This window comes from Caenimonas soli, from assembly GCF_013155545.1.
GTDB lineage: Bacteria > Pseudomonadota > Gammaproteobacteria > Burkholderiales > Burkholderiaceae_C > Ramlibacter > Ramlibacter soli.
On record NZ_JABJVV010000012.1, the window covers coordinates 41,191 to 64,084 of the forward strand.

Genomic DNA, 22,894 nt, shown 5'->3' on the forward strand with positions numbered 1-22,894 from the left:
AAAGGCGTTACTGCCCGTTGAGGAGACATTCATGGCCAAAGGCGTGATCGCCGTCTATCCCGGCACTTTCGATCCCATGACCCTGGGCCATGAAGACGTGGTCCGGCGCGCCATCCAGCTGTTCGACCGCGTGATTGTCGCGGTCGCTGCGGGCCATCACAAGAAGGCCATGTTCACCCTGCAGGAGCGCATCGAGATGGCGCGCGTGGTGACCGAGCCCTTCAAGCAGGTGGACGTGGAAAGCTTCTCGGGTTTGCTGCGCGACTTCGTCGTCGCGCGCGGCGGCAAGGCCATGGTTCGCGGCCTGCGCGCGGTGACCGACTTCGACTACGAGTTCCAGCTGGCCGGCATGAACCGCAGCCTGATGCCCGACGTGGAAACCGTGTTCCTCACGCCCAGCGACAAGTACCAGTTCATCAGCAGCACCTTTGTTCGCGAAATCGCAGTGCTGGGCGGCGAGGTCGACAAGTTCGTTTCGCCTACCGTGCAGCAGAAGTTGATGGAGAAGGTGCGCAGCCTCGGTCGGGAATAGCCTCCAGCCATTCGAGCAACCGGGCATTGACCATCCCGGGCTTTTCCATCGTCAGCATGTGGCCGCAGCGCGCGAGCGTCACGAGCCGGGCGCCCGGCACCAGCCGTGCAATTTCCTCGGAATTCTCCGGCGGCGTCAGTTGATCGGAGTCCCCGCACATCACCAGCGTGGGGCAGCGCAGTAGCGGCAGATGCAAGCGCGCGTCGGGTCTTGCGATGACCGCGCGGTTTTGCCGGATCAACTGCCCGGCCCCCGCGCGCATGACGAATTCCAGGTAGGCCGCGACCAGGGCGGCGTCACCCGCCTGGTCGGCATGAAAAGCAAAGCCCACGTTGGCTTCGATGACCTCGGCGGCCCGGCCCTGCGCGAAAAGCTCGATGGCGTTCTCGCGCAGCGTGCGCATCTCCTCGGATTCGGGCCGGGCGGTGGTTCCCAGCAGCGCCAGTCCGGCGATCCGCTCGGGCGCCTGGCGGGCCGCTTCCATCGCCACCATGCCGCCCATGGAGGCGCCGCACAGGATCAGGTCGCCCTCCTGTTCGGCCAGCAATGCGGCCGCCATGTCCGGGATGCTGCCGTAACGCATGTGGACGTCGGTCACCGCGGCGCCCCGCGCAGCCAGCGCGGGGAGTTGGGCCTGCCACATCACGGCGTCGCCGGCCAGGCCGGGTATCAGGACCAGTCGGCTCACGACAGCCTGCCGCTTCGAGCCAGGGCGTGGCGATGCACCTGCGTAAACAGATCCCGTTGCGCGTGGCTGCCGCCGATTTCAACCAGGCGGGGCAGGGCGCGGCCCAATTCATCAGCGGCACGGTGGAAGTCGCTCCGGGCATGGGCCAGCAGACCGCGGCTGGCCGGCAGGCAGACACTTTGCCAGGCGTCCGCGCTCGGGCCGGTGAGGCTGGCGGCGTGGGTTTCGATGTTGCGCATCAGGATGTCGGCTTCATCCCGCCCGGCGCGTGCCAGGCCATAGAGATACTGCATGTCGAGAAACGGCAATACATGGTCGTGCACCCGCGGCGCCAGATAATTGCCCAGGTCCTGCCAGCGGTTGCCCACATCCACGCCCACGAGTTCCAGCCGGGCGAGCAGCGATATCGCGTTGATCTGGTCCTGCGAATAATCCTTGGCCACGCCCCAGACACGGTTGTCGTAAAGGTTCAGCACCTCCGCGTGGCGATCCATCGCCAATGCAAAGAGAGCTTGGTGCCACCAGTTGTGCGTGACCATGAAGGAGTTGAGCCCGGTCCAGGTGTCGCTCACATCCGCCATGAACGCATGCCCCTCGTCGATGCGGCCCTGGGTGAGCATCACGTGGGCCAGCGCGTGGTGAGCCCAGGGCTCCTTGCGGCACATGGCAATCCCTTTTCGCGCGGCGGCCTCGGCCTGCTCCAGCTCGTGGCACTGTTCCCAGGCAAACGCCAGCATCCCGTACAGGTAGGGCACATCGCCCGCAGCAGGCAGCGCCGCCAACGCCATGCGCAGCATGTCCGGCGAATTGCCGATGTTGAACAGGTGATAGTGGCCCAGCTTGATCGAGGCGAGATCGCGGGGATACTCGCGCGCCTGTTCCTGGTGCAGGTCGATGGCCCGCTGGATGTCCCCCTCCACCCAGGCCGAAACGGCCTCGATGAAGCGCTGCTCGCGCGGCGTGCAGCGGCGCTGGGCGGCCAGCGCGCGGTCCATGAAAGGACGGGCATTCGCGGGCGCGTCGCGCGTTTCCGCGAACATGTGCACGGCCGCCGCGCAGGCCTGGACCATGGGACTCGTGTCGAGCGTCGCTCTGTCGAGCACGTTGATGGCCCGCGCTTCGCACGCGATGAAGCCCACGACAAAGTCGTTCAGGCCGCCGAGGCTGGCCTCGCTTTCCAGAGTGACTTCGTTGCCGAGACTGTCAGTCCACATGGTGCAGCGCTTCGGACGGCGGCTGCGGCCACGGCCGCTGGCCGTCCCTGATCAATTCGAACGCGCGCGAGACCTGCAGCACGCCCAGGTCGTCGAAGCGCTGGCCCGCGATCTGCAGGCCGATCGGCAAACCATCGCGGGTGTAGCCGCAATTGATGGAAGCGGCCGGCTGCTCCGACATGTTGAAGGGCACGGTGAAGCCTATGTGCTCCAGCGGCCGCATGGGGTCATTGGTGGGCGAGGGCAACTCGGCGGCGAACGCCGGCACCGGCGAAGTCGGCGAGATCACGTAGTCGAAGGCGCGGCAAGCGTCCACCGTGGCAACCCGTGTCGCGTGGAACTGGCTGAAGGCCTTGAACACCGCCTCGCCGCCCATGCCGGCGGCACTGTCGGCCCAGCGCTGGATGTAGGGCAGGACCTTGGCCTTTCCGTGCCCCGGCAGGGCCTTCAAATCCGCGTACGAGCGCATCCGCCAGAAGTGATCCATGCCATCCAGCATGGGCTGGGTCATGAAGGGGCGCATGGGCGCGACCACGGCGCCTGCGCGTTCGAACAGGCGCGCGGCCTGCTCGACCGCCGCGCGCACTTCGGGCTCCACCGCCAGTCCGCAGCCGGCCTCCAGCAGCAAGCCGATGCGCAGCCCCTTGAGTTTTTCAACGCCCTGATCGAACTGGCTCCAGGCGATGTCCTGGAACGGCAGGCTCATGCTGTCGCGCGCATCGGGCAGGGCCAGCACCTGCATGAGCCAGGCAGAGTCGGCGACGGTGCGCGTCATCGGTCCGGCGGCGCGGCCCATGTAAGGGGGCGATATCGGGATGCGGCCCAGGCTGGGCTTGAGGGTGAAGATCCCGCACCAGGAGGCGGGCAGCCGCAGCGAGCCGCCGATGTCCGTGCCTATGTGCAAGGGCCCGTAGCCCGCGGCCGCGGCGGCGCCGGCGCCGGCGCTGGAGCCCCCGGGCGTGCAGCGCAGATCCCAGGGATTGCGCGCCAGCTTGTGGAAGCTCGAGAGGCCGGACGAGAGCATGCCGTAGTCGGGCATGGTGGTCTTGGCGACCATCACGCCGCCGGCTTCGCGCACGCGGGCCGCCGGGGGCGCGTCCGCAGGCGCAGGCGACAGCGCCGTCGCGGCGGTTCCGAGCGGCGTCGGATCGCCCTCGGTAGCGATGTTTTCCTTGATGGTGATGGGCACGCCGTCCAGGGGGCCCAGCGGCGCCCCGCGCAGCCACCGCGCCTCGCTGGCGCGCGCCTGCTGCAGCGCGAGTTCGGGCCGCAGCAGGTAGAGCGCCTGGAGATGCTGCTCCCAGCGCTCGATGTGGCCGAGCACGGACTGCGCGACCTCCACCGGTGAAAAATCCCGCCGCCGGTAACCTGCAATCAGGTCGGCGGCCGAGAGCTCATGCAAGGCTGCGGTCAGGCCCACGACAGCGCGGACACGTCGTTCACGAAGATCGGCATGTCTTTCCACAGGCCCCTGAGGTTCTTGTTGGCGACCGTCACCCACTGCGGCTGGTACAGGAAGGCATGGACGCTGTCCTCGGCCAGCAGGCGCTGGATCTCGCCCACCAGCTTGGCCCGATCGGCCGGGCGCGGCGAGGTCTTGTACTTGTTGTACAGGTCCTTGAACTTGGGCGACTGGTAGCCCCAGTAGTAGTCCGGCTTGTCGAAGTTGCCCAGGTCGAACGGCTCCACGTGCGAAACGATCGTCAGGTCGTAGTTCTTGGCGCCGTAGGTTCCGCTGAGCCATTGGGCCCACTCCACGTTCTGCAGCTTGGCCGTGATGCCGACCTTCGCGAGCTGCGAGGCGATCACCTCGCCGCCCTGGCGGGCGTAGGGCGGCGGCGGCAGCGTGAGCGTCAGCTCCAGCGGCGTGGTGACACCGGCTTCCTTGAGCAGGGCCTTGGCCTTCTCGGGGTTGTACGGGTTGACGCTGGTCGTGTCGACATAGCCGAACGCGCCCGGCACATAGTGGCTGCCGATGGGAACGCCGTAGCCGTCGCCGGCGCCCTGGATCACCGCCTTGCGGTCGATCGCCGCGGCGATGGCGCGCCGCACCCGCACGTCGTCCAGCGGCTTCTTCTTGTTGTTGATCGCCAGGATGGTCTTGGCCCGCGAGCCCGACAACAGCACCTGGAACTTCGGGTTGTCGGTGAACTGCGGCACGCTGCGCGGCGTGACACGCGGGAACACGTCCACGTCGCCGGCAAGCAGCGCCGCCACTTGAGCGGCCGGGTCGGCGATGAAGCGGAAAGTGACCCGGCGAATCTTGGCGGCCGAGGGATTGCGGTAGCCGTCCCACTTGCTCAGGGTGACGGAGGATCCCTTGGTCCAGCTGTCGAGCTTGTAGGGCCCGGTGCCCACTGGCTTGGTCGCGTTGGTGTCGGCGCTCTTGGGCTCCACGATGATCGCGGTGGCCTGTCCCATCAGGAACAGGAAGTCGGGATCGAGCTCCTTGTTGACGATCACCAGCGTGTGGTCGTCGACCGCCTGGATCGCGTCCATGCTGGAGAAAGTTCTCTTGTCCTTGTTGGTACTTTTTTCGGCGCCCGCGCGCTGGAACGAGAACTTCACGGCCTGTGCGTTGAAGGGCTCGCCGTTCTGGAACTTCACGCCGCGCCGCAACTTGAAGGTGTAGGTGCGCAGGTCGGGCGAAACCTCCCAGCCTTCGGCCAGCAGCGGACTGACGGTGCCGTCCGAATTGATCTTGGTCAGGGTTTCGTAGATGTTGTACTGCGTGATTTCAGCAATGGCCGACGCGGCGCCGGCGGTCGGGTCCAGGCCCGGCGGCTCCAGGGTCATGGCCAGCACGACGGAGTCCTTGCGGTTCTGGGCCAGGGCCTGCGGCAGCGCCAGCGGCAAGGAGGCCAGGGCGGCGGTGGTGAGCACGGTGCGGCGGTTCAACATGACGGTAACTCCAGGCTGAGAAAGGATTTTTCGATTTGCATCATCCCCGAGTTTGCCGAGAAATGGCAAGAGGGGTTTGCCGCTTGGGTTCCGCTTCGGGGACGGCCTCCAGCAGGGCGCGGGTGTAGGGATGTTCGGCCGCGTGGAACAGCCGTTCGGGCGGACCCTGCTCCACGATGCGTCCCTGCCAGAGCACGGCCACGTCGTCGCACAGGTGGTGCACCACCGCCAGGTCATGGCTGATCAGCATGTAGGTGATGCCGAACTCGGCCTGGAGGTCCTGCATCAGGTTGAGCACCTGCGCCTGCACGGAAACGTCCAGCGCACTGACCGGTTCGTCCGCGACGATCAGGCGCGGCCGCGTGATCAGCGCGCGGGCGATCGCGATGCGCTGGCGCTGGCCGCCCGAAAATTCATGCGGGTACTTGCCCAGGTCATTGGTGCGCAGGCCCACCGAGGCCAGTGCATCGGCGGCGCGTTGGTGCTGCTCCGCACGGGTCGTATCGCCTTGCGCGGCCAGCGGCTCGCTCACGATGCGCTCGACGGTCTGGCGCGGGTCCAGCGAGCCGTAGGGGTCCTGGAAGACCATCTGGATATCGCGCCGGGCCTGGCGCAGTTCTTCGCGCGGCAGCGCATGCAGATCGCGCCCCAGCAGCTTCACGCTGCCGGAGGTCGGCTTGTCCAGCGCCATCACCAGACGGGCCAGGGTGGATTTGCCCGAGCCCGACTCGCCGACGATCCCCATGCTGCGCCCGGCCTCTATCGTGAAGCTCACGCCGTTCAAGGCATGGACCTTGGGCGGCGGGCCGAACAGCTTTTCTCGCGGCATCGCGTACTCGCGCACCAGGTTGTCGACCTGCAGCAGCGGGCCGTTCATGCCGCCACACCTTGTTCTTTCGCGGCCGCAACCGCGTCCAGGCGGATGCAGCGCGCTTGGTGGCCGGGCTCCACGCGGACCGGCGGCGGCACCGTGACGTGGCAATCGGGAATGGTGAACTTGCAGCGCCCGGCGAACGGGCAGCCGGGCGGAAGGTCGATCAGTTCGGGCACCGTGCCGGGGATAGTGGCCAGCCGCCGGCCTTTTTGCGAGCGCAGGCCGGGCCGTGCCGCGAACAGGCCCAGCGAATACGGGTGTATGCGGTTGGCGAACACCGAATCGGTCGGCCCGCTCTCCACGACGCTGCCTCCATACATCACCAGCATGCGGGCCACGTTTTGGGCGATCACGCCCAGGTCGTGCGAGATCAGCATCAAGGCCATGCCGCGCTCGGCGACCAGGTCGCTGATGAGTTCCAGTATCTGGCGCTGTACCGTCACGTCCAGCGCCGTGGTCGGCTCGTCGGCGATCAGCAAGTCGGGCCCGCAGGCCAGCGCCATGGCGATGGTGACGCGCTGCCGCTGGCCGCCGGAGAACTGGTGGGGGTAGGCGTCGATGCGCCGCGCCGCATCGGGAATGCCGACGCGGTCGAGCAACGCGATCGCTTCCTTGCGGGCGTCGGCCGCAGACAGCCCGCGGTGCAGGCGCAGCGGCTCCGCCACCTGCCGGCCGATGGTGTGGACCGGATTCAGTGCCGTCATCGGCTCCTGGAAGATCATGCCGATGCGGTTGCCGCGAATCGCGCAGAGCTCGCGGTCGCTCTTGCCCGTGAGTTCTTCGCCGTCGAAGCGGATGCTGCCGGTGACCTGTGCGTTGTCGGGCAACAGGCCCATGAGCGCCATCACGCTGATCGATTTGCCGCAGCCCGATTCGCCGACCAGTCCCAGGGTCTCGCCGCGCTCCAGCGAAAAGCTCATGTCGCGCACGGCGTAGGCCGGGCCGCGGTGGGTCTGCAGCTTGACGTGGAGGTTGTTGACTTCGAGGAGTGCCATCAACGCTTTCTTGCCAGGCGGGGATCGAACAGGTCGCGCAGGCCGTCGCCCAGAAGGTTGAGCCCCAGCACCGCCAGAGCGATCGCGACGCCGGGGTAGACGGCCAGCATCGGCGCCTGGAACAGCAGGGTCTGTGCTTCGCTGAGCATGCGGCCCCAGGACGGCTGGGGCGGCTGGGTGCCCAGTCCCAGGTAGGACAGCGCGGCCTCGGCCAGGATGGCGATGGCGAAGCGGATGGTGGCCTGCACGATCAGCACCGACAGGATGTTGGGCAGCACATGCTCCATCGTGATGCTGAACGATCCCTTGCCGCAGGCGCGCGCCGCTAGCACGAACTCGCGCGACCAGACAGCGTTGGCGGAGGCCCGGGTAATGCGTGCGAACGTTGGGATGTTGTAGATGCCGATGGCGATGATGGCGTTGACCATGCCCGCGCCGAACACCGCCGTGAGCATGATCGCGGACAGGATGGCGGGGAAGGCGAAGCCGAAATCGGACAGCCGCATGATGAGCTCTTCCACCCAGCCGCGGCGGGCGGCGGCGAGCAAGCCAAGCGCGGTGCCTACGATCAGGCCGATGCTGACCGCGATCACGCCCACGATGATGGAAGCGCGCGCGCCGACCAGCAGCAGCGATGTGATATCGCGGCCATAGGGGTCGGTCCCCAGCCAGTGGCTGGGCCCGCGAGGCATCAGCTTGGCCGCCATGTCCACTTCATAGGGCGAATGCGGCGTCCAGAACAGCGACAGGGTGGCGGCGATGAGCAGCAGCAGGCTGAGCAAGGCGCCCACCGCAAAACTCGGATGCCCAAGCGCCCGCTTCCAGAAACCCGGCGCGTGCAGTAGCGGTGGCGTCGCGACGGGGATAGCGCTCATATATCGCTCGCTTTCACGCGCGGATCGATCACCGCGTACAGCACGTCGACCACGAAATTCACGATCACCACCATGGCCGCCAGCAGCATCACGCAGTTGCGCACCACGATCAGGTCACGGTTGGAGATCGACTGGAAGATCAGCCGCCCCAGACCGGGCAGGTAGAACACGCTTTCCACCACGATGGTGCCGGCCAGCAGCTCCGCGAATTGCAGGCCCATCACCGTGATGACGGGGATCATGGCATTGCGCAGCACATGGCCCCACAGCGTTGCGCGCCGCGAAACGCCCTTGGCGCGCGCCGTGCGCACGAAATCCTCACGCGACACCTCGAGGACGGCGGATCGTGTGATGCGCGCGAGGATCGCCGACTGCACCACGGCCAGCGAAACCGCCGGCAGCAGCAGCGCCTTGATGCCCTGCAGGATGCCTTCCTCCCAGCCGGGGAAGCCGCCGGCCGAGAACCATTTGAGGTGAACCGAAAACAGCAGGATCAGCAGGATCGCGAACCAGAAGTTCGGGATGGCGATGCCGATCTGCGACAGGCCCATCACGCCGACATCGCCGAGCTTGTTGTGGCGCGCCGCCGCATAGATGCCGGCCACGAGCGCCAGCACGGACGTGATGGCCATGGCCATCAGCGCCAGCGGAACCGTCAGGGTGAGGCGCTCCAGCACGAGCTCGGAAACCGGCGTGCTGTAGGCGTAGGACAGGCCCAGATCGCCGACCACCAAGCCGCTGACCCAGTTCCAGTAGCGCTCGACAGGCGGGCGGTCGATGCCCAGCTTCTCGGCCAGGGCTTGCACCACCTCGGGCGAGGCATCCGGCCCCATCAGGATCTGGGCGGCGTTGCCCGGCAGGATCTCCAGCACCAGGAACACCACGACGGATGCGCCTACCAGCGTCGCAATCAGGGTGATGAGGCGCTTGAACAGGAAAACACTCATGAAGCCGCCGATAATGCCAGAAGTGTGAGGGAACGTCCCTCGTGGAGTACTTCGGCATGGCATTGATGATTACCGACGAGTGCATCAACTGCGATGTGTGCGAGCCCGAGTGCCCGAACCAGGCCATCTACCTGGGGCCCGAGATCTATGAGATCGATCCGGCCAAGTGCACGGAATGCGTGGGCCACTTCGACGAGCCGCAGTGCGTCCAGGTCTGCCCCGTGGCCTGCATTCCCATCAACCCCGCCCATGTGGAAAGCCGCGAAACCCTGTGGCAGAAATACCAGCGCCTGACTGCGCAGGCGCAGGGCGGCGGCTAGACGGCGGTTTTCGCCTTCGCTTTGGGCTTCTTTAGCTTGCCCGGGGCGGCGCCGGGTTTCTTCGGAGCGGCGGCCTTGAAGTGCGCGAGTTTCTTCAGCTTGCCGGCTGCAGCCTCGTCTTTCGCCGGCGGGATATAGGCCTGCACAGGCTTGGCTTCTTCTTTCAGCCTGGCCTTTTCCATGGCGTCGGCCGTCTTCGCGTCGCGCTGGGCCGCCAGGGTGGTTTGCGACCGCTGGGCGGCGCTGCGCTCGTCCTGGGCCTCCACCACGGTGCCGCCGGGACAGGGCTGCTGGCTGTAGCTGTCGCCGCAGCGGTAGATGTTCTGGGCCGCGGCGGGCACCAGCCACGCGGCCGCCAGCAGTACGAATAGGGATGGTTTCTTGTACATGTCGTCTCCTCCTTGATCGTTGTCAGACGCCTTCGGGCCGCGGCGGCTTGGGTCGCGGGGGCTTGCTGGTGTGCACCAGCAGCGTCGCCTTGTCCATTTCGCCGGCCAGCATGGCGGGCACCGCCTTGAGGGTGCGGACCACGCATTCCTCGATGGCGGCGCGCTGCTCGGCATCGGGCTTTTTCAGAACCCAGTTGATCACCTCGGCCTTGACGCCCGGATGGCCTATGCCCAGCCGCAACCGCCAGTAGTCGCCCGTTCCCAGCTGGGCGTGGATATCGCGCAGGCCGTTGTGGCCGGCGTGGCTGCCGCCGAACTTGAGTTTGGCCTGTCCCGGGACCACATCGAGCTCGTCGTGGGCCACCAGGATTTCCTCGGGCTGGATCTTGAAGAAGCGGGCCAGCGCGGCGACCGACTTGCCCGACAGGTTCATGAAGGTCTGCGGCTCCAGCAGCCAGAGAGTCTGCCCGTGCAGCGTGGTGCGCGCCAGCCGCCCGTGGTAGCCCTTGTCGGGCACCAGCGTCAGCTTGAGTTCGCGCGCGAGCGCTTCCACCCACCAGAACCCGGCGTTGTGGCGGGTGGCTTCGTACTCGGCGCCGGGGTTGCCCAGGCCAACGAACAGTTTGATCATGGAAGAGGATTATCCGGGCTGCTGAAAGACAAACGGCCCACCGAAGTGGGCCGTTTACAGCCGGGCCTGTGAAGAAATTACTTCTTCTTGGCGGCAGGGGCCTTGGCTGCAGGTGCCTTGGCGGCAGCACCGCCCTTGTCACCGGCCTTGTCGCCACCCTTGGCGTCGCCGCCCTTGGCATCCTTGCCTGCAGCGGGCTTGGCCGCTTCAGCGGCGGGCGCGGCGGCGGCAACGGGTGCATTCGGGTCGACGGCTTCTTCGCCACCGATCGTCACGACGGAAACCAGCACCGGGTTCGGCTTGCCACGCGTGATGGCGGTCACGCCCTTGGGCAGCGTGATCTCGTTCAGGTGCAGCGACATGCCCTTCTTCAGGCCGGACAGGTCGACTTCGATGAACTCGGGCAGATCGGCGGGCAGGCAGGAGATGTCGATTTCGGACATCACGTGGTTGGCCACGCAGTTCTCGAACTTGACGGCTTGCGATTCCTCGGCCTTCACATAGTGCAGCGGCACCTTCATGTGCAGCTTGGTCTTGGCATCCACGCGCTGGAAATCGATGTGCTGCACGAGCTGCTTGTACGGGTGCATCTGCACGTCGCGCAGCAGGACCTTGCCGGTCTTGCCGGCCAGTTCCATCTCGAGGATGGAGGAATGGAAGGCTTCCTTCTTCAGGGCGTGCCACAGCGCGTTGTGATCGAGCTCGATCAGCTGCGGCTGGCCTTCGCCACCGTAAACGATGCCCGGGGTCTTGCCCGTATTGCGGAGACGGCGGCTCGCACCCGTACCCTGCTTTGCGCGCTCAAAAGCGACGAATTTCATAACTTACTCCAAAAAGAATCCACCGCGACCAGTGCGATTCCGGTTTAACAAGGGCCCGGCGGAAAGCAGGGCCTACTTAATGCCTCAGAACAGGTTTTCCTGGTCCGAGAACAAACTCATCACCGACTCACCCTTGGCGATGCGCTGGATCGTCTCGGCGATCAGCGGGGCCACGGTGAGCTGGCGGATTTTCTTGCAGCCGCGCGCGCTGTCGGACAGCGGGATGGTGTTGGTCACCACCACTTCGTCCAGCGCGCCGCCCTTGGCGATGCGGTCGATCGCGGGGCCCGAGAAGATCGCGTGCGTGCAATACGCATAGACCTTCTTGGCGCCGCGTTCCTTCAGGACCTCGGCCGCCTTCACCAGCGTGCCGGCGGTGTCGATCATGTCGTCCATGATCACGCAGTTGCGCCCGTCGATCTCGCCGATCACGTGCATCACCTCGCTCACGTTGGCCTTGGGCCGGCGCTTGTCGATGATGGCCAGGTCGGTGTTCAGCTGCTTGGCCAGGGCCCGGGCCCGCACCACGCCACCCACGTCGGGCGAGACCACGATCAGGTCTTCGTAATTCTTTTGCCGCACATCGGACAGCAGGACCGGGGACGCATAGATGTTGTCCACCGGGATGTCGAAAAAGCCCTGGATCTGGTCGGCGTGCAAGTCCATGGTCAGCACGCGCGACACGCCCACGGTCTGCAGCAGGTTGGCCACGACCTTGGCCGAGATCGGAACGCGCGAGGAACGCGGGCGGCGGTCCTGTCGGGCATATCCGAAATAGGGGATCACCGCGCTGATGCGTTCGGCCGAGGCGCGCTTGAGCGCATCGACCATGATCAGCAATTCCATCAGGTTTTCGTTGGTTGGCGCGCAGGTGGACTGGACCACGAACACGTCGCGCGCCCGCACATTGGTGTTGATCTCGACAGTGACTTCACCGTCGGAAAAACGGCCCACACTGGCCGCGCCAAGCGAAATGCCCAGGTGGTCGGCAATCTCCGCAGCCAGGGCGGGATTGGCGTTGCCAGTGAACACCATGAAATCGGGATGCGGAATAACCTGCATTGACGGACCCAGCGAGTTTTAACGTTATTGCCCGTACGCTATGTGTACGTTTTGCCTTTACGCCTGGCGTATTTGGCAGGGGAGGAAGGACTCGAACCCTCGCATGCTGGAATCAAAATCCAGTGCCTTAACCAACTTGGCGACTCCCCTACACGGGTTGACGGCTGCAATCAGCCGCCCACCGATGAATCGTCGCTGGGTGCCCATCCCAACAGGGGATGAGCCTCCAAATTACCGCATTCTCTAACCTGCCAGCCCACCGGAGCAGCCTGCAACGGCTTGGCCCCGGTTATCTGCGCAAATACCGCGCTGCCTGAGCCGGTCATCCGGCCTTGCAAGCCCTGCGAGCCCAGCCATTGAAGAGCCTGGGTGACGCCGGGGCAAAGCCTTTGGGCGACCGGCTGCAAGTCGTTCACTCCGAAAGCGTACGGGTTTGCAGCAAAGCCTGAAATTATAGCAGGCTCACTGCAGCGTTTCAGCAGCGGGTCCTTGAAGATTCCCGCAGTTTCCAGTCCCTCGGGTGGCTTCGCCACGACAAACCGGGCCCGCGGCAGCGCGATCGGGCTGAGAAGTTCCCCCACGCCTTCGACCCAGGCGTTACGCCCGCCCAGGAAAAATGGCACGTCGGCGCCCAGGCTCAAGCCGATTTCCGTCAGCCGGGCCAAGGGATAGTTCAGCCCCCACAGGCGATTGAGCGCGAGCAGGCAGCTCGCGGCGTCCGAGGAGCCGCCACCCATCCCCGCCTGGGAAGGCAAGCGTTTCTCGATCGCGATATGGGCGCCATGGCCGGTGGCCGAGGCTTGTTGCAGAGCGCGGGCAGCGCGCAGCACCAGGTCATCCGCCGGCAATGCATCGCCCAGGTCTTCCCGGCTGAGCCCCCCGCCAGGCCGCAACTCGAAGTGCAGCGTGTCGCACCAGTCGATGAGCATGAAGGCCGACTGCAGCAGGTGCATGCCGTCGGGCCTGCGCCCGGTGACATGCAGGAACAGATTGAGCTTGGCTGGCGCCGGAACGTCGTAGAGCGCCTTCATTAGCGCTCCAGCACCACCCGCAGATCGGCTTGCGGCGGGGGCTCGAGCCGCTTGGCTGCGACGCGCCCTTGAGCCAATTGGCTGAGGTCGGCCCGCCATCCGGCCACGCGGGTGTCGATGCCGCGCAACCAGTCGAACAAAGCCGCCACCGGAATGGCAGAGCCGGTCACATGGCCCACCAGGGCATCGACCGAGTCGAACTGGCGCGTCTGGCCGTTGGAGTTGAGGGTGGCGACGCCGGGCACCCAGGCCAATACCGCCAGGGTGCCGCCGAGCGGGTTGAAGAGGGTCAGCTCGCCGGAGCGCGCGCTGCCCTTGAGTTCGAAAGAAGCCGAGAACGACTGGCTCGCCTGGTCTTCCACTTGCAGGGCCAGCCGGCCGCTCCAGGGGCCGCTGACCGGATCGACGGGCCCGGCAGCCCGGGGCGGGCTGGCGCAGCCCGTCAGGAAGGCAAGGGCAAACACCACCAGCCCGGCGGCCCAGCGTGCGCGAGCGTTCATGGCTTGACGCGCAACCGCTTCAGCGTTTCCTGCAGGGTGTCGTTTTCGCTGTTGAGCAGCAAGCCTTCCTTCCAGATGGCCTGGGCCCGGTCGCGCTGCCCCAGGCTCCAGAGCACCTCGCCCAGGTGGGCGGCGATGTCGGCGTCCGGCCGGGCCTTGTACGCGGTGTCGAGGATGCGCAGCGCCTCGGCCTTGTTGCCCATGCGGAATTCCACCCAGGCCAGGCTATCGCTGATGAAGGGGTCGTCCGGCGCGAACGTCAGCGCCTTCTTGATGAGCTCCTTGGCTTCCGGCAGCCGAAGGCTGCGTTCGGCCAGCGAGTAACCCAGGGCGTTGTACGCATGGTGATAGTCGGGCTTGGCGGCGATGACCTGCCGCAGCAGACGCTCCATTTCCGGCAGGTTGTCCAGTTTCTCGGCCAGCATCGCCTGGTCATAGACCAGGTCGGCATCGAACGGCGGCTTGGCCGCGGCCTGGGCCAGCAAGTCGTAGGCTGCCTTGAACTGCTTGTGCTCCCGCAGCAGCTGGACTTCCGCCATCAGCTTGGTGCGGGCGTCGGTGGGGGCGCGATCGGGCAGCGAGCGCAACAGCTTGCGCGCCTCGTCCATCTTGCCCTGCCGCGCCAGGATGGAGGCGCGGCGGTGCTGCGCGGCCACCAGATCCTGCGGATTCTCGATCTTGTCCAGCCAGGCGCCGGCCAAGGCGTAGTCCTTGCGCTTTTCGGCGATCCGCGACAGCGACAGGTAGGCCTGGGCCAGCCCGCGGCTGCGTTCTTCGCCCGAGCGCTGGGCCTGGGCGAGTTCCAGGAATCGCTTGAGCGAGGTTTCGGCGGCCGCGTCCTGGTTGTCCTGCAGCTGCAGCGTTCCCTGCACCAGCCAGGCTTCGGGGTAGTCGGGCTTTTCGGCAGTGACCACTTGCAGCTGCTTCGTGGCCTCGGCGTAGCGCTGGGCGTCGAGCAGGGCACGGGCGTAGCCCATGCGCAACTCGGGCAGGGGCTTGCCTTCCATGTAGCGGCGCACGATGGGCTCGGCCTGGGGCAGCTTCGGGTCCATCAGTTCCAGCGCGAGCAGGGCAGGGCCCTCGGCCCGGGGATTGGCGGCCTGGCCGCGCCGCGCCGCTTCGACCGCGCCGGCGTTGTCGTCCGCGGCCAGCCGCAGCCGTCCGACGGAAGTCCAGGCGGACGCGGCGGTGGCGGGGTTGGCGAGGTAGTCGCCCAACGCCTGCTCCACCACGGTGGCTGCCAATTTCTTGTCGCTCACCCGGGCATAGGTGCGGGGGATGCCGGACAACACGGCGTTGCGCTCCTTGGCGTCGGACAGCGCGATGTCCGCCTTCAGGGGTTCGGCACTGTCAGCGACCCGGTTCAGCGCCACCAGGATCTGCAGCACATAGCGGTTGGCCTCGCGCGAAGTGGGATGCGCCTGCTTCCAGGCCCTGGCTGCCTGTAGCGCAGCGTCGCCGGAGCGCGACTGGAAGGCGACTTCCACGGCGCGCTGATAAAGCGCGGGGTCGTTGGTCTTGCGGGCCGAGTCGAGGATCAGCGAGTACCCGGTCGCCGGCTCCAGGCCTCGCGCGTTGAGCTCGCCCAGCAGCAACTGATAGAAAAGTTCGGCATCCAGGGGCGTGGGCGCAGGCGCCGGCGACGCGGTTTCCTCCGGCTGAGGGGTCTGGGGGGTTTGCGCGCAAGCTACCTGGGCCAGGGCCAGCAGCATGGCGCCGGCCGCGAGGGGAAATCTCTTCATCGAACCATAATAATCCAAGCCCCGATTCCCACCATGCCAGAACTGCCCGAAGTCGAAGTTACACGCCTGAGCCTTGCCGACCGCATCGCGGGGGCCAGGATCGAGTCGGTGCGCCTGGGCAAGCCTTTGCGTTGGCCGCTGGGCCTGGAAGCGCAGTTGCTGGTGGGCCGCACCGTGCGCGGGGTCAGGCGCCGCGGCAAGTACCTGCTGATCGACCTGAACGAAGGCGTGCTGCTCCTGCACCTGGGGATGTCCGGCAGCTTGAGCTTCGGGCTGGCGCGCTCCGCCGCCGGGGTGCATGACCACTTCGACCTGGTGACCAGCCAGGGCGTGCTGCGACTGAACGACCCGCGGCGTTTCGGCGCTGTGGTGTATGCACCGGGCGAAAACTCCCCGGAAGGCCTCAAGCTGCTGGGACGGCTGGGGGTGGAGCCCCTGACCGAGGAATTCGACATCGAGTCTTTCCACACCGGTCTCCGGCGCCGCAACGCGCCGGTCAAGCAGGTACTGCTGGCCGGCGATCTGGTCGTCGGCGTCGGGAATATCTATGCGTCGGAGGCACTGTTCCTGGCCGGCATCCGTCCAACCCTGCGCGCTTCCCGCATCAGCCGTCCCCGGGCGGAAAAGCTGCGGACCGCCGTGCGCGAGGTGCTGGCCCGCGCGGTGGCAAAAGGCGGCAGCACCCTGCGCGATTTCTCCAATGCGCAGGGGCAGGCGGGCTACTTCCAGCTGGAGGCCATGGTCTACGACCGGGCGGGCGAAGCGTGCCGAGTTTGCGGCGCTGTTGTGAAAACCATCCGCCAGGGTCAACGCGCCACGTATTACTGCCCCAATTGCCAGAAATCCTGAGAGGGAAAAAGCACCGGAATGCTATATTCAATTTCACTCCGGGGGCACAGTGGGCACTTCTTTCAACGAACAATTCGACCAGCATGGCACGTGGCGGCGCGAATTCGCCCTGCGCCTGAAGCTGCTGTCCGAGTGGCTGAAAGACCATGACCTGCTGGATTCCGCGGTCGAAGAGCGCCTGCGCCGGCTGGAGACGCAGATGCGCTCCGACAAGGTCATGGTGGCCTTCGTCGCCGAATTTTCGCGCGGCAAGTCGGAGCTGATCAACGCCATCTTCTTTGCCGGCTACAAGCGCCGCATCATGCCCGCCAGCGCCGGCCGCACCACCATGTGCCCGACCGAGCTGGGCTACGACGCCGACGTGCCGCCCTGCCTGCGCCTGTTGCCCATCGAAACCCGCCTGCAGCCGCAGCCGCTGATGGAATGGCGCATGGCCACCGAGAAGTGGACGCGAGTGGACCTCGACGTCAACGACCCGGCCCAGCTTGCCAAGGCCTTCGAGAAGGTGGCCGAGATCCGGCACGTCACCAAGGCCGAAGCCAAGGCCCTGGGCTTCTGGCATGACGACGCGCCCGAAGACAACCCGATGGTCAACGCGCAGGGCATGGTGGAAGTGCCGAAGTGGCGCCACGCCCTGATCAACATCGCGCACCCGCTGCTCAAACAGGGGCTGGTGATCCTGGACACGCCCGGCCTGAACGCCATCGGCGCCGAACCCGAACTGACCGTCAACCTGATTCCGCAGGCCCATGCCGTGGTGTTCATCCTGGCGGCCGATACCGGTGTCACCAAGTCCGATCTGTCGATCTGGCGCGAACACCTCATCACTGAATCGGACAACATCGATTCGCGCCTGGTCGTCCTGAACAAGATCGACACGATGTGGGACTCGCTGAGCACCCCCGCGCAGATCCAGGCGCAGATCGACCGGCAGCGCGCGACATCGGCCGAGATCCTGGGCCTGCCCGCGGAGCAGGTCATCCCGGTTTCCGCGCAAAAGGGCTTGGTCGCCAAGGTCAACAACGATGCGGCACTGCTGCAGGCCAGCCAGTTGCCCGTCCTTGAACGCGCCCTGAGCCAGGGCGTAATGGGCCAGCGCCAGAAGATCCTGCGCAGCGCCGTGGCAGGCGGCATCGGCGAGCTGCGGGTCGAAGCCGGCCGCGCAATCCACATCCGCCGCCGCGACCTGGCCGAGCAGATGCTCGAACTCAAGGGCCTGCGCGGCAAGAACACCTCGGTCATCAGGCACATGCGCTCGCGCATCGAGCAGGAGCAGGTGGATTTCGATGTGAGCGGCGCCCGCATCCACGCCGTCCGCTCGGTCCACCTGAAGCTGCTGCGGGACGTGTTCACGCTCCTGGGCACCGCCACGCTGAAAACCGAGATGGCCGAACTGACGGCGGCGTTGCGCCAGCCCGGCATCAAGCTGGGCGTGCGCAAGGCCTATGCCTCCACCTTCGATCGCCTGCGCTTGGGCCTGCAGACCGCCCAGAGCAAAAGCGCAGACATCCAGTCGATGCTGACCGGCACCTTCCGCCAGCTCAATGCCGAATACGGTTTCTCGCTGCAGGCCCCGCGCGAGCCCGATCTGGCCCGCTATGAGCGGGACCTGGATCTGGTGGAGCGCAGCCACAACCAGTACCTGGGCATGGGGAACGCGTTCCGTTTGGCGCAGCCCGAATTCGCCGACCGCCTCGTGCGGGCGTTGGGCACGCGCCTGCGCGTCGTCTTCGAGTCGGCGCTGGGCGAGGTGGAGCTGTGGAACAAATCGGCGGCAGCCCAGCTCGATGCGCAGCTGCGCGAGCGGCGCCGCAACTTCGGCCGCCGCCTCGAGGCGATCGAACGCATCCAGCAGGCCGCGACCGGCCTGGACGACCGCATTGCCGAGATCGAGGCCCACGAAACGGCCATCGACGAGCTGGACGCCAAGCTCACCGAGCTGACCGACCATCTGGTGAACATCCAGGTAACCGGCCACGCGCCGGCCGAGCCCCTGCTGCACGCGGCATGAGCATTTCGCCGGCGGGCTTTGCCAGCCGCGTGGTGCGCTGGCAGCAAGAGCACGGGCGCAACAGCCTGCCCTGGCAGAACACGCGCGACCCCTACCGCGTCTGGCTCTCGGAGATCATGCTCCAGCAGACCCAGGTGGCCACGGTGCTGGATTACTACGCCCGCTTCCTGGCGCGCTTTCCGGATGTGAAGACCCTGGCCGCCGCGCATTTGGACGAGGTGCTGGGTCTGTGGAGTGGCCTGGGCTACTACAGCCGGGCCCGCAACCTGCACCGCTGCGCCCAGGACGTGGTGGCAGTGCACGGCGGCGAGTTTCCGCGCCGCGCCCAGGTGCTGCAAACGCTGCCCGGCATCGGGCGCTCCACGGCCGCCGCGATCGCCTCGTTTTGTTTCGGCGAGCGCGCCGCCATCCTGGACGGCAACGTCAAACGTGTGCTCACTCGCGTCCTCGGCTTCGATGCCGATCTCGCCAGCGCGAGCAACGAACGCAGCCTGTGGGCGCAGGCCGAAGCGCTGCTGCCCGAACACAAGGTGCAGGAAGCCATGCCGCGCTACACCCAGGGCCTGATGGATCTGGGCGCGGGCATCTGCCTGACGCGCAACCCGAGCTGCCTGCTGTGCCCGGTTCGCGAGCTGTGCGCCGCGCGGCGCGAAGGCACGCCGGAAAAGTATCCGGTGAGGACCCGCAAACTCAAGCGCAGCGCGCATTCGCTGTGGCTGCTGCAGGCCCGCTCCGGCGACGGTGCGGTGTGGCTGGAGAAGAGGCCGGCGACCGGCATCTGGGCGGGCCTGTATTGTTTGCCCGCGTTCGAGAGCCGCGATGCGCTGGAAGCCGCGGTGCCGGCAGAGGGCAGGGCGCGCCTGCAGGACCATGCCCCGTTTCTGCATGTGCTGACCCACAAGGATCTGCATCTCCACCCGGTCGCCGGCGAGTTCACCAAGTCGGCGCTGCGCCGCGCCGGCGGCGCCTGGTTTGCCAACGATGAATGGGCAAAGCTGGGATTGCCCGCGCCGGTGCGCAAGCTGCTGGAGGCCGCCGCCTAGAGCCCGTCGAGCTCGCGGTGCCGCTTGAGGGTGATCCAGCGAGCGCTGAACGATGCGGCCAGCTTTTCCACCAGGAATACCGAGCGGTGCTGGCCGCCCGTGCACCCGACGGCCACCGTGACATAACTGCGGTGGTCGCGCGCCAGCGGTTCCAGCCAGTGGTTGAGGAAATGCTCGATGTGGCTGTACATCTGCTCCACGTCGGCATGCCGCGCCAGGAAATCGATGACCGGCTGGTCGCGCCCGGTCAGGTCGCGCAGCGCGGGCTCGTAGTGCGGGTTGGGCAGCATGCGCACGTCGAACACATAGTCCGCGTCCACCGGAACGCCGCGCTTGAAAGCAAACGACTCGAAGACCAGCGTGAGCTGGCTGACCGGCGCCGACAACAGCGACTTGACATGCGCCTGCAGCTGCGATGACCGGATCACGCTGGTGTCTATGGCGTGGGCCTGCTCGCGCAGGTCGGCCAGCAGTTCGCGTTCAAGCTCGATGGCATCGACTAGCGCATGTTGGCGGTCGTAGGCCACATCGCTGGTCTGCGCGCCGGAACGGCTGCCGGACAGCGGATGCCGGCGCCGCGTTTCGGAGAACCGCCGCACCAGGGTATCGGTCGTCGCATCCAGGAACAGCGGGCGCACGACGACGCCCTGCGCCCGCAGCTCGCGCAGTTGCGCCGGCACCAGCGGCAGCGAGGTGGCGCTTCGCACGTCCATGGCGATGGCCACCCGCTGGGCATTGTTCTGCTGCTCCAGCGCCACGAAAGACAGCAGCAGCTCGGGCGGGAGGTTGTCCACGCAGTAATAGCCGGCGTCCTCCAGCGCGCGCAGCGCCACCGATTTGCCGGATCCCGACATGCCCGTGATGAGCACAACCTCGAGCGTCATGATTTGACGGGTGCGCGCGCTGCCGCGCCCGACAGCATTTCCTTGGCGTGCGCCAGTGTGGTTCCGGACAGGTGCTCGCCGCCCAGCATGCGCGCGACTTCGGCCACGCGCTGCTCGCCCTGCACGGCCGCCACGGTGCTCGAAGGGCCGGAGGCGCCGCCGTGCTTGGCCACGACCAGGTGATGGTCGGCGCACGCGGCTACCTGGGGCAGATGCGTGACGGCCAACACCTGGCGGTCGCGCCCCAACTGCTTCATCAGCCGGCCCACGGTTTCGGCCACGGCGCCGCCCACGCCTGAATCGACCTCGTCGAAGATCAGCGTTTGCGCAGTGCCCAGGCGGCTGGTCGTCACGGCGATGGCCAGCGCGATGCGCGACAGTTCACCGCCCGACGCAACCTTGCCCACCGGCCGGGGCGTGGTGCCGGCATGGCCGGCCACCAGGAAGCTGATTTCTTCCAGGCCGCCTTGCGCCGGCTGCTCCATGGTCTGCAGGGCCACTTCGAATCGCCCGCCCTGCATGCCCAAACCCTGCATGGCCAGCGTCACCGCCTTGGCCAGCTGGGGTGCAGACTTGGCGCGCGCCTTGGACAGCGCGCGGGCTTCGGCCAGATAGGCGTCCGCGTCTTTCTTCTCGGCCGCTTCCAGCGCGGCCAGGTCGGCTGCGGCATCGAGCTTGGCCAGCTCCTGCTTCCACGAAGCCAGAAGCCCGGGCAGCTCCGCCGGTGTGCGCCGGTAGCGACGCGACAGCGACATCCACAGCGACATACGATCGTCCAGTTCGGCCAGGCGCTGCGGGTCCAGATCGGTCTTGCGCAGGTAGCCGTGCAGCGAATGCGCCGCGTCCTCGGCTTGGGCCAGGCTGGAGGCCAGCACTTGTGCCAGCTCGCGGAAGGCCGGCTCCACATGTGCCTGTCCCTGCAGCAGGGCCTGAGCTTGCGACAGGCTTCGCGCGGCGCCGCCGTCTTCGCCCTCCAGGGCTTGCAGCGCACCCTGCGCCGCCTCGAGCAGCGACTGCGCATTGGCCAGGCGGGCATGGTTGGTGTTCAGCTCGTCCCACTCATGTTCGCCCGGCGCCAGCTTTTCGACTTCGGCGATCTGCCACGCCAGGCGCTCGCGTTCGCGCTGCAGCGAATCCTGTGCGGCGCGGGCATCGGCCAATGTCTTTTGGGCGCCGCGCCAGCGCTGCCACAGCTGCTGCAGCGCCTGGGTGGTCAAGCCGGCGTAACCGTCCAGCAGACCGCGCACGGCCTCGGGCCGGGTCAGGCTTTGCCAGGCGTGCTGGCCGTGGATGTCCACCAGCTGGTCGGCCAGTTCGCGCAGCTGGGTGGCCGTGGCCGGGCTGCCATTGATCCAGGCCCGGCTCTTTCCCTGGCTGTCGATGCTGCGGCGCAGCAGCAGGCTGTCGTCCGCTTCGAAACCGGCTTCTTCCAGCCAAGGTGCCAGCGCGGGGGGCAGGTCGAATTCGGCGCTGATGTCGGCGCGTGCCGCACCTTCGCGCACCACACCGGCGTCTGCCCGGGAGCCCAGCGCCAGCTGCAACGCATCGACAAGGATGGATTTGCCCGCGCCGGTCTCGCCGGTCAGCACGCTGAAGCCCGAGGAAAGGTCCAGCTCGAGCTCTCGCACGATCACGAAGTCGCGCAGCGCAATACGCTTCAAAGCCATTCAGTTGCCCTCATTCCAATGCAGTTTCATGCGCAAGGTGTCGAAATAGGTCCAGCCTCGCGGATGCAGGAATCGTACGCGGTGCTGCGAGCGGCGCACGGTGATGCGGTCGCCATGCAGGAGAGAGGCCAGCGATTGCATATCGAAATTGGCGCTGGCGTCGCGTCCGGCAACCACCTCGATCGCGATCTCCGAAGCGTCGGGCAGCACGATCGGCCGGTTGGACAAGGTATGCGGCGCGATCGGAACCAGCACCCAGCCGGGGGTGGACGGGTGCAACAGCGGCCCGCCGGCGGAAAGGGCATAGGCGGTCGATCCCGTGGGGCTGGCGACGATCAGGCCGTCGGCCCGCTGGTTGGCCACGAAATGCCCGTCGACCTCGACCCGAAGCTCGACCATGCCCGAGGTCGCGCCGCGGTTGACGACCACGTCGTTCATCGCCAGCGCGTCGAAGACGCAATGGCCGTCGCGGACCACTCGGGCGTGCATCAGGCTGCGATGGTCTTCCTCGTACTCACCCCTGAGCATGGGCGTGAGGGTGGCGCGGAACTGGTCCAGCGGAATGTCGGTGATGAAGCCCAGTCGCCCCTGGTTGATGCCGATCAGCGGCACGCCGAAGCGTGCCAGCTGCCGGCCAATGCCCAGCATGGTGCCGTCGCCGCCCACCACCAGGCCCAGGTCGCACTGCGCTCCGATAGCCGGAACGTCCAGCGTGGTGTACCCTGTGATTCCGGCAGACGAAGCCGTTTCGCGTTCGACGACAACATCGCAGCCCTGCGTGCCCAGGAAGTGGGCAATGTCTTCCAGCGTGGCACGGGTGGAGCCCGCGCCCGACCCAGAAGCCGCGGCGTGATATTTGCCGATCAGGGCTACCTGGCGGAATTGGGATTTCATTCACAAATTACATCATTAAAATCC

23 protein-coding genes and 1 tRNA gene are annotated in these 22,894 nt (G+C 66.7%); 5 read left to right on the forward strand and 19 right to left on the reverse strand.

The genetic code is table 11. The features are described 5' to 3' along the window. Positions 1-31 precede the first annotated feature (31 nt). Positions 32-532, forward strand: a complete 501-nt coding sequence (gene coaD, locus HNE04_RS18600; RefSeq protein WP_172222455.1) for a pantetheine-phosphate adenylyltransferase — start codon at positions 32-34, stop codon at positions 530-532. Here the strand turns inward: coaD and HNE04_RS18605 are convergent. From HNE04_RS18605 to HNE04_RS18640, 8 genes are read right to left on the reverse strand one after another with little or no spacing between them, the layout of a single operon-like run. After that, on the reverse strand, positions 480-1,220 hold the full coding sequence (locus HNE04_RS18605) for an alpha/beta fold hydrolase (RefSeq protein WP_172222457.1): 741 nt from the start codon (positions 1,218-1,220) through the stop codon (positions 480-482). The two genes, coaD and HNE04_RS18605, sit on opposite strands and share 53 nt — an antisense overlap. Next, on the reverse strand, positions 1,217-2,434 hold the full coding sequence (locus tag HNE04_RS18610; RefSeq protein WP_207717625.1) for a tetratricopeptide repeat protein: 1,218 nt from the start codon (positions 2,432-2,434) through the stop codon (positions 1,217-1,219). The genes HNE04_RS18605 and HNE04_RS18610 overlap by 4 nt, the downstream gene beginning before the upstream one ends. Further along, on the reverse strand, positions 2,424-3,854 hold the full coding sequence (locus HNE04_RS18615) for an amidase (RefSeq protein ID WP_172222460.1): 1,431 nt from the start codon (positions 3,852-3,854) through the stop codon (positions 2,424-2,426). Before HNE04_RS18615 ends, HNE04_RS18610 begins: the two co-directional genes overlap by 11 nt. Beyond that, the gene (locus HNE04_RS18620) at positions 3,845-5,335 is read right to left on the reverse strand and encodes an ABC transporter substrate-binding protein (RefSeq protein WP_172222463.1); all 1,491 of its coding nucleotides are present in this window, start codon (positions 5,333-5,335) and stop codon (positions 3,845-3,847) included. The genes HNE04_RS18615 and HNE04_RS18620 overlap by 10 nt, the downstream gene beginning before the upstream one ends. A gap of 40 nt (positions 5,336-5,375) precedes the next feature. Beyond that, the gene (locus HNE04_RS18625; protein ID WP_172222466.1) at positions 5,376-6,212 is read right to left on the reverse strand and encodes an ATP-binding cassette domain-containing protein; all 837 of its coding nucleotides are present in this window, start codon (positions 6,210-6,212) and stop codon (positions 5,376-5,378) included. After that, a complete protein-coding gene (locus HNE04_RS18630; RefSeq protein ID WP_172222468.1) occupies positions 6,209-7,204 on the reverse strand; it encodes an ABC transporter ATP-binding protein in 996 nt (331 codons plus the stop codon). Before HNE04_RS18630 ends, HNE04_RS18625 begins: the two co-directional genes overlap by 4 nt. Next, a complete protein-coding gene (locus HNE04_RS18635; RefSeq protein WP_172222470.1) occupies positions 7,204-8,079 on the reverse strand; it encodes an ABC transporter permease in 876 nt (291 codons plus the stop codon). The genes HNE04_RS18630 and HNE04_RS18635 overlap by 1 nt, the downstream gene beginning before the upstream one ends. After that, positions 8,076-9,026, reverse strand: a complete 951-nt coding sequence (locus HNE04_RS18640) for an ABC transporter permease (RefSeq protein ID WP_172222472.1) — start codon at positions 9,024-9,026, stop codon at positions 8,076-8,078. The genes HNE04_RS18635 and HNE04_RS18640 overlap by 4 nt, the downstream gene beginning before the upstream one ends. Before the next feature lie 56 nt (positions 9,027-9,082). Here HNE04_RS18640 and HNE04_RS18645 point away from each other — a divergent pair, with 56 nt between their 5' ends. Beyond that, positions 9,083-9,346, forward strand: coding sequence for a YfhL family 4Fe-4S dicluster ferredoxin (locus HNE04_RS18645; RefSeq protein WP_172222474.1), 264 nt, complete (start codon positions 9,083-9,085; stop codon positions 9,344-9,346). On the opposite strand, the gene HNE04_RS18650 is transcribed toward HNE04_RS18645, so the two are convergent. The 8 genes from HNE04_RS18650 to HNE04_RS18685 form a co-directional block, all read right to left on the reverse strand. Then, complete coding sequence (locus HNE04_RS18650; protein WP_172222476.1) at positions 9,343-9,735, reverse strand: hypothetical protein; 393 nt, start codon at positions 9,733-9,735, stop codon at positions 9,343-9,345. The two genes, HNE04_RS18645 and HNE04_RS18650, sit on opposite strands and share 4 nt — an antisense overlap. A 22-nt stretch (positions 9,736-9,757) precedes the next feature. Beyond that, a complete protein-coding gene (pth, locus tag HNE04_RS18655) occupies positions 9,758-10,366 on the reverse strand; it encodes an aminoacyl-tRNA hydrolase (RefSeq protein ID WP_172222478.1) in 609 nt (202 codons plus the stop codon). Between the two features lie 77 nt (positions 10,367-10,443). After that, on the reverse strand, positions 10,444-11,187 hold the full coding sequence (locus tag HNE04_RS18660; protein ID WP_172222480.1) for a 50S ribosomal protein L25/general stress protein Ctc: 744 nt from the start codon (positions 11,185-11,187) through the stop codon (positions 10,444-10,446). An 84-nt stretch (positions 11,188-11,271) separates the two neighbouring features. Next, positions 11,272-12,249 (reverse strand): ribose-phosphate pyrophosphokinase, encoded by a 978-nt coding sequence (locus tag HNE04_RS18665; protein ID WP_172222483.1) that lies wholly within the window; start codon positions 12,247-12,249, stop codon positions 11,272-11,274. 73 nt (positions 12,250-12,322) lie between these two features. Then, positions 12,323-12,399: transfer RNA gene (locus HNE04_RS18670), tRNA-Gln, on the reverse strand. Positions 12,400-12,419: 20 nt separating this feature from the next. Continuing rightward, positions 12,420-13,280 (reverse strand): 4-(cytidine 5'-diphospho)-2-C-methyl-D-erythritol kinase, encoded by an 861-nt coding sequence (gene ispE / locus HNE04_RS18675; protein WP_172222486.1) that lies wholly within the window; start codon positions 13,278-13,280, stop codon positions 12,420-12,422. Next, a complete protein-coding gene (locus HNE04_RS18680) occupies positions 13,280-13,780 on the reverse strand; it encodes an outer membrane lipoprotein LolB (RefSeq protein WP_172222488.1) in 501 nt (166 codons plus the stop codon). The genes ispE and HNE04_RS18680 overlap by 1 nt, the downstream gene beginning before the upstream one ends. Continuing rightward, on the reverse strand, positions 13,777-15,522 hold the full coding sequence (locus HNE04_RS18685) for a tetratricopeptide repeat protein (protein ID WP_172222491.1): 1,746 nt from the start codon (positions 15,520-15,522) through the stop codon (positions 13,777-13,779). The genes HNE04_RS18680 and HNE04_RS18685 overlap by 4 nt, the downstream gene beginning before the upstream one ends. Before the next feature lie 33 nt (positions 15,523-15,555). On the opposite strand from HNE04_RS18685, the gene mutM reads away from it, so the two are divergent. The 3 genes from mutM to mutY are packed head-to-tail and all read left to right on the forward strand — an operon-like array spanning position 15,556 to position 19,425. Beyond that, positions 15,556-16,371, forward strand: a complete 816-nt coding sequence (gene mutM / locus HNE04_RS18690; protein ID WP_172222493.1) for a bifunctional DNA-formamidopyrimidine glycosylase/DNA-(apurinic or apyrimidinic site) lyase — start codon at positions 15,556-15,558, stop codon at positions 16,369-16,371. Positions 16,372-16,420: 49 nt separating this feature from the next. Beyond that, complete coding sequence (locus tag HNE04_RS18695) at positions 16,421-18,382, forward strand: dynamin family protein (protein WP_172222496.1); 1,962 nt, start codon at positions 16,421-16,423, stop codon at positions 18,380-18,382. Further along, positions 18,379-19,425 (forward strand): A/G-specific adenine glycosylase, encoded by a 1,047-nt coding sequence (mutY, locus tag HNE04_RS18700; protein ID WP_172222498.1) that lies wholly within the window; start codon positions 18,379-18,381, stop codon positions 19,423-19,425. Before HNE04_RS18695 ends, mutY begins: the two co-directional genes overlap by 4 nt. Here the strand turns inward: mutY and rapZ are convergent. The 3 genes from rapZ to HNE04_RS18715 are packed head-to-tail and all read right to left on the reverse strand — an operon-like array spanning position 19,422 to position 22,870. Further along, complete coding sequence (gene rapZ / locus HNE04_RS18705) at positions 19,422-20,309, reverse strand: RNase adapter RapZ (protein WP_172222501.1); 888 nt, start codon at positions 20,307-20,309, stop codon at positions 19,422-19,424. The two genes, mutY and rapZ, sit on opposite strands and share 4 nt — an antisense overlap. Continuing rightward, positions 20,306-21,976, reverse strand: coding sequence for a DNA repair protein RecN (gene recN, locus HNE04_RS18710; RefSeq protein ID WP_172222506.1), 1,671 nt, complete (start codon positions 21,974-21,976; stop codon positions 20,306-20,308). Before recN ends, rapZ begins: the two co-directional genes overlap by 4 nt. Beyond that, the gene (locus HNE04_RS18715) at positions 21,977-22,870 is read right to left on the reverse strand and encodes an NAD kinase (protein WP_172222507.1); all 894 of its coding nucleotides are present in this window, start codon (positions 22,868-22,870) and stop codon (positions 21,977-21,979) included. Positions 22,871-22,894 lie beyond the last annotated feature (24 nt).

Bases quoted from the DNA above. Each gene is read 5' to 3' on its own strand.
- HNE04_RS18625 (WP_172222466.1), bottom strand. From the start codon at position 6,212: ATGAACGGCCCGCTGCTGCAGGTCGACAACCTGGTGCGCGAGTACGCG.
- coaD (WP_172222455.1), top strand. From the start codon at position 32: ATGGCCAAAGGCGTGATCGCCGTCTATCCCGGCACTTTCGATCCCATG.
- HNE04_RS18665 (WP_172222483.1), bottom strand. From the start codon at position 12,249: ATGCAGGTTATTCCGCATCCCGATTTCATGGTGTTCACTGGCAACGCC.
- HNE04_RS18640 (WP_172222472.1), bottom strand. From the start codon at position 9,026: ATGAGTGTTTTCCTGTTCAAGCGCCTCATCACCCTGATTGCGACGCTG.
- recN (WP_172222506.1), bottom strand. From the start codon at position 21,976: ATGGCTTTGAAGCGTATTGCGCTGCGCGACTTCGTGATCGTGCGAGAG.
- rapZ (WP_172222501.1), bottom strand. From the start codon at position 20,309: ATGACGCTCGAGGTTGTGCTCATCACGGGCATGTCGGGATCCGGCAAA.
- HNE04_RS18715 (WP_172222507.1), bottom strand. From the start codon at position 22,870: ATGAAATCCCAATTCCGCCAGGTAGCCCTGATCGGCAAATATCACGCC.
- mutY (WP_172222498.1), top strand. From the start codon at position 18,379: ATGAGCATTTCGCCGGCGGGCTTTGCCAGCCGCGTGGTGCGCTGGCAG.
- ispE (WP_172222486.1), bottom strand. From the start codon at position 13,280: ATGAAGGCGCTCTACGACGTTCCGGCGCCAGCCAAGCTCAATCTGTTC.
- HNE04_RS18610 (WP_207717625.1), bottom strand. From the start codon at position 2,434: ATGTGGACTGACAGTCTCGGCAACGAAGTCACTCTGGAAAGCGAGGCC.
- pth (WP_172222478.1), bottom strand. From the start codon at position 10,366: ATGATCAAACTGTTCGTTGGCCTGGGCAACCCCGGCGCCGAGTACGAA.
- HNE04_RS18685 (WP_172222491.1), bottom strand. From the start codon at position 15,522: ATGAAGAGATTTCCCCTCGCGGCCGGCGCCATGCTGCTGGCCCTGGCC.
- HNE04_RS18680 (WP_172222488.1), bottom strand. From the start codon at position 13,780: ATGAACGCTCGCGCACGCTGGGCCGCCGGGCTGGTGGTGTTTGCCCTT.
- HNE04_RS18645 (WP_172222474.1), top strand. From the start codon at position 9,083: ATGGCATTGATGATTACCGACGAGTGCATCAACTGCGATGTGTGCGAG.
- mutM (WP_172222493.1), top strand. From the start codon at position 15,556: ATGCCAGAACTGCCCGAAGTCGAAGTTACACGCCTGAGCCTTGCCGAC.
- HNE04_RS18630 (WP_172222468.1), bottom strand. From the start codon at position 7,204: ATGGCACTCCTCGAAGTCAACAACCTCCACGTCAAGCTGCAGACCCAC.
- HNE04_RS18620 (WP_172222463.1), bottom strand. From the start codon at position 5,335: ATGTTGAACCGCCGCACCGTGCTCACCACCGCCGCCCTGGCCTCCTTG.
- HNE04_RS18635 (WP_172222470.1), bottom strand. From the start codon at position 8,079: ATGAGCGCTATCCCCGTCGCGACGCCACCGCTACTGCACGCGCCGGGT.
- HNE04_RS18660 (WP_172222480.1), bottom strand. From the start codon at position 11,187: ATGAAATTCGTCGCTTTTGAGCGCGCAAAGCAGGGTACGGGTGCGAGC.
- HNE04_RS18650 (WP_172222476.1), bottom strand. From the start codon at position 9,735: ATGTACAAGAAACCATCCCTATTCGTACTGCTGGCGGCCGCGTGGCTG.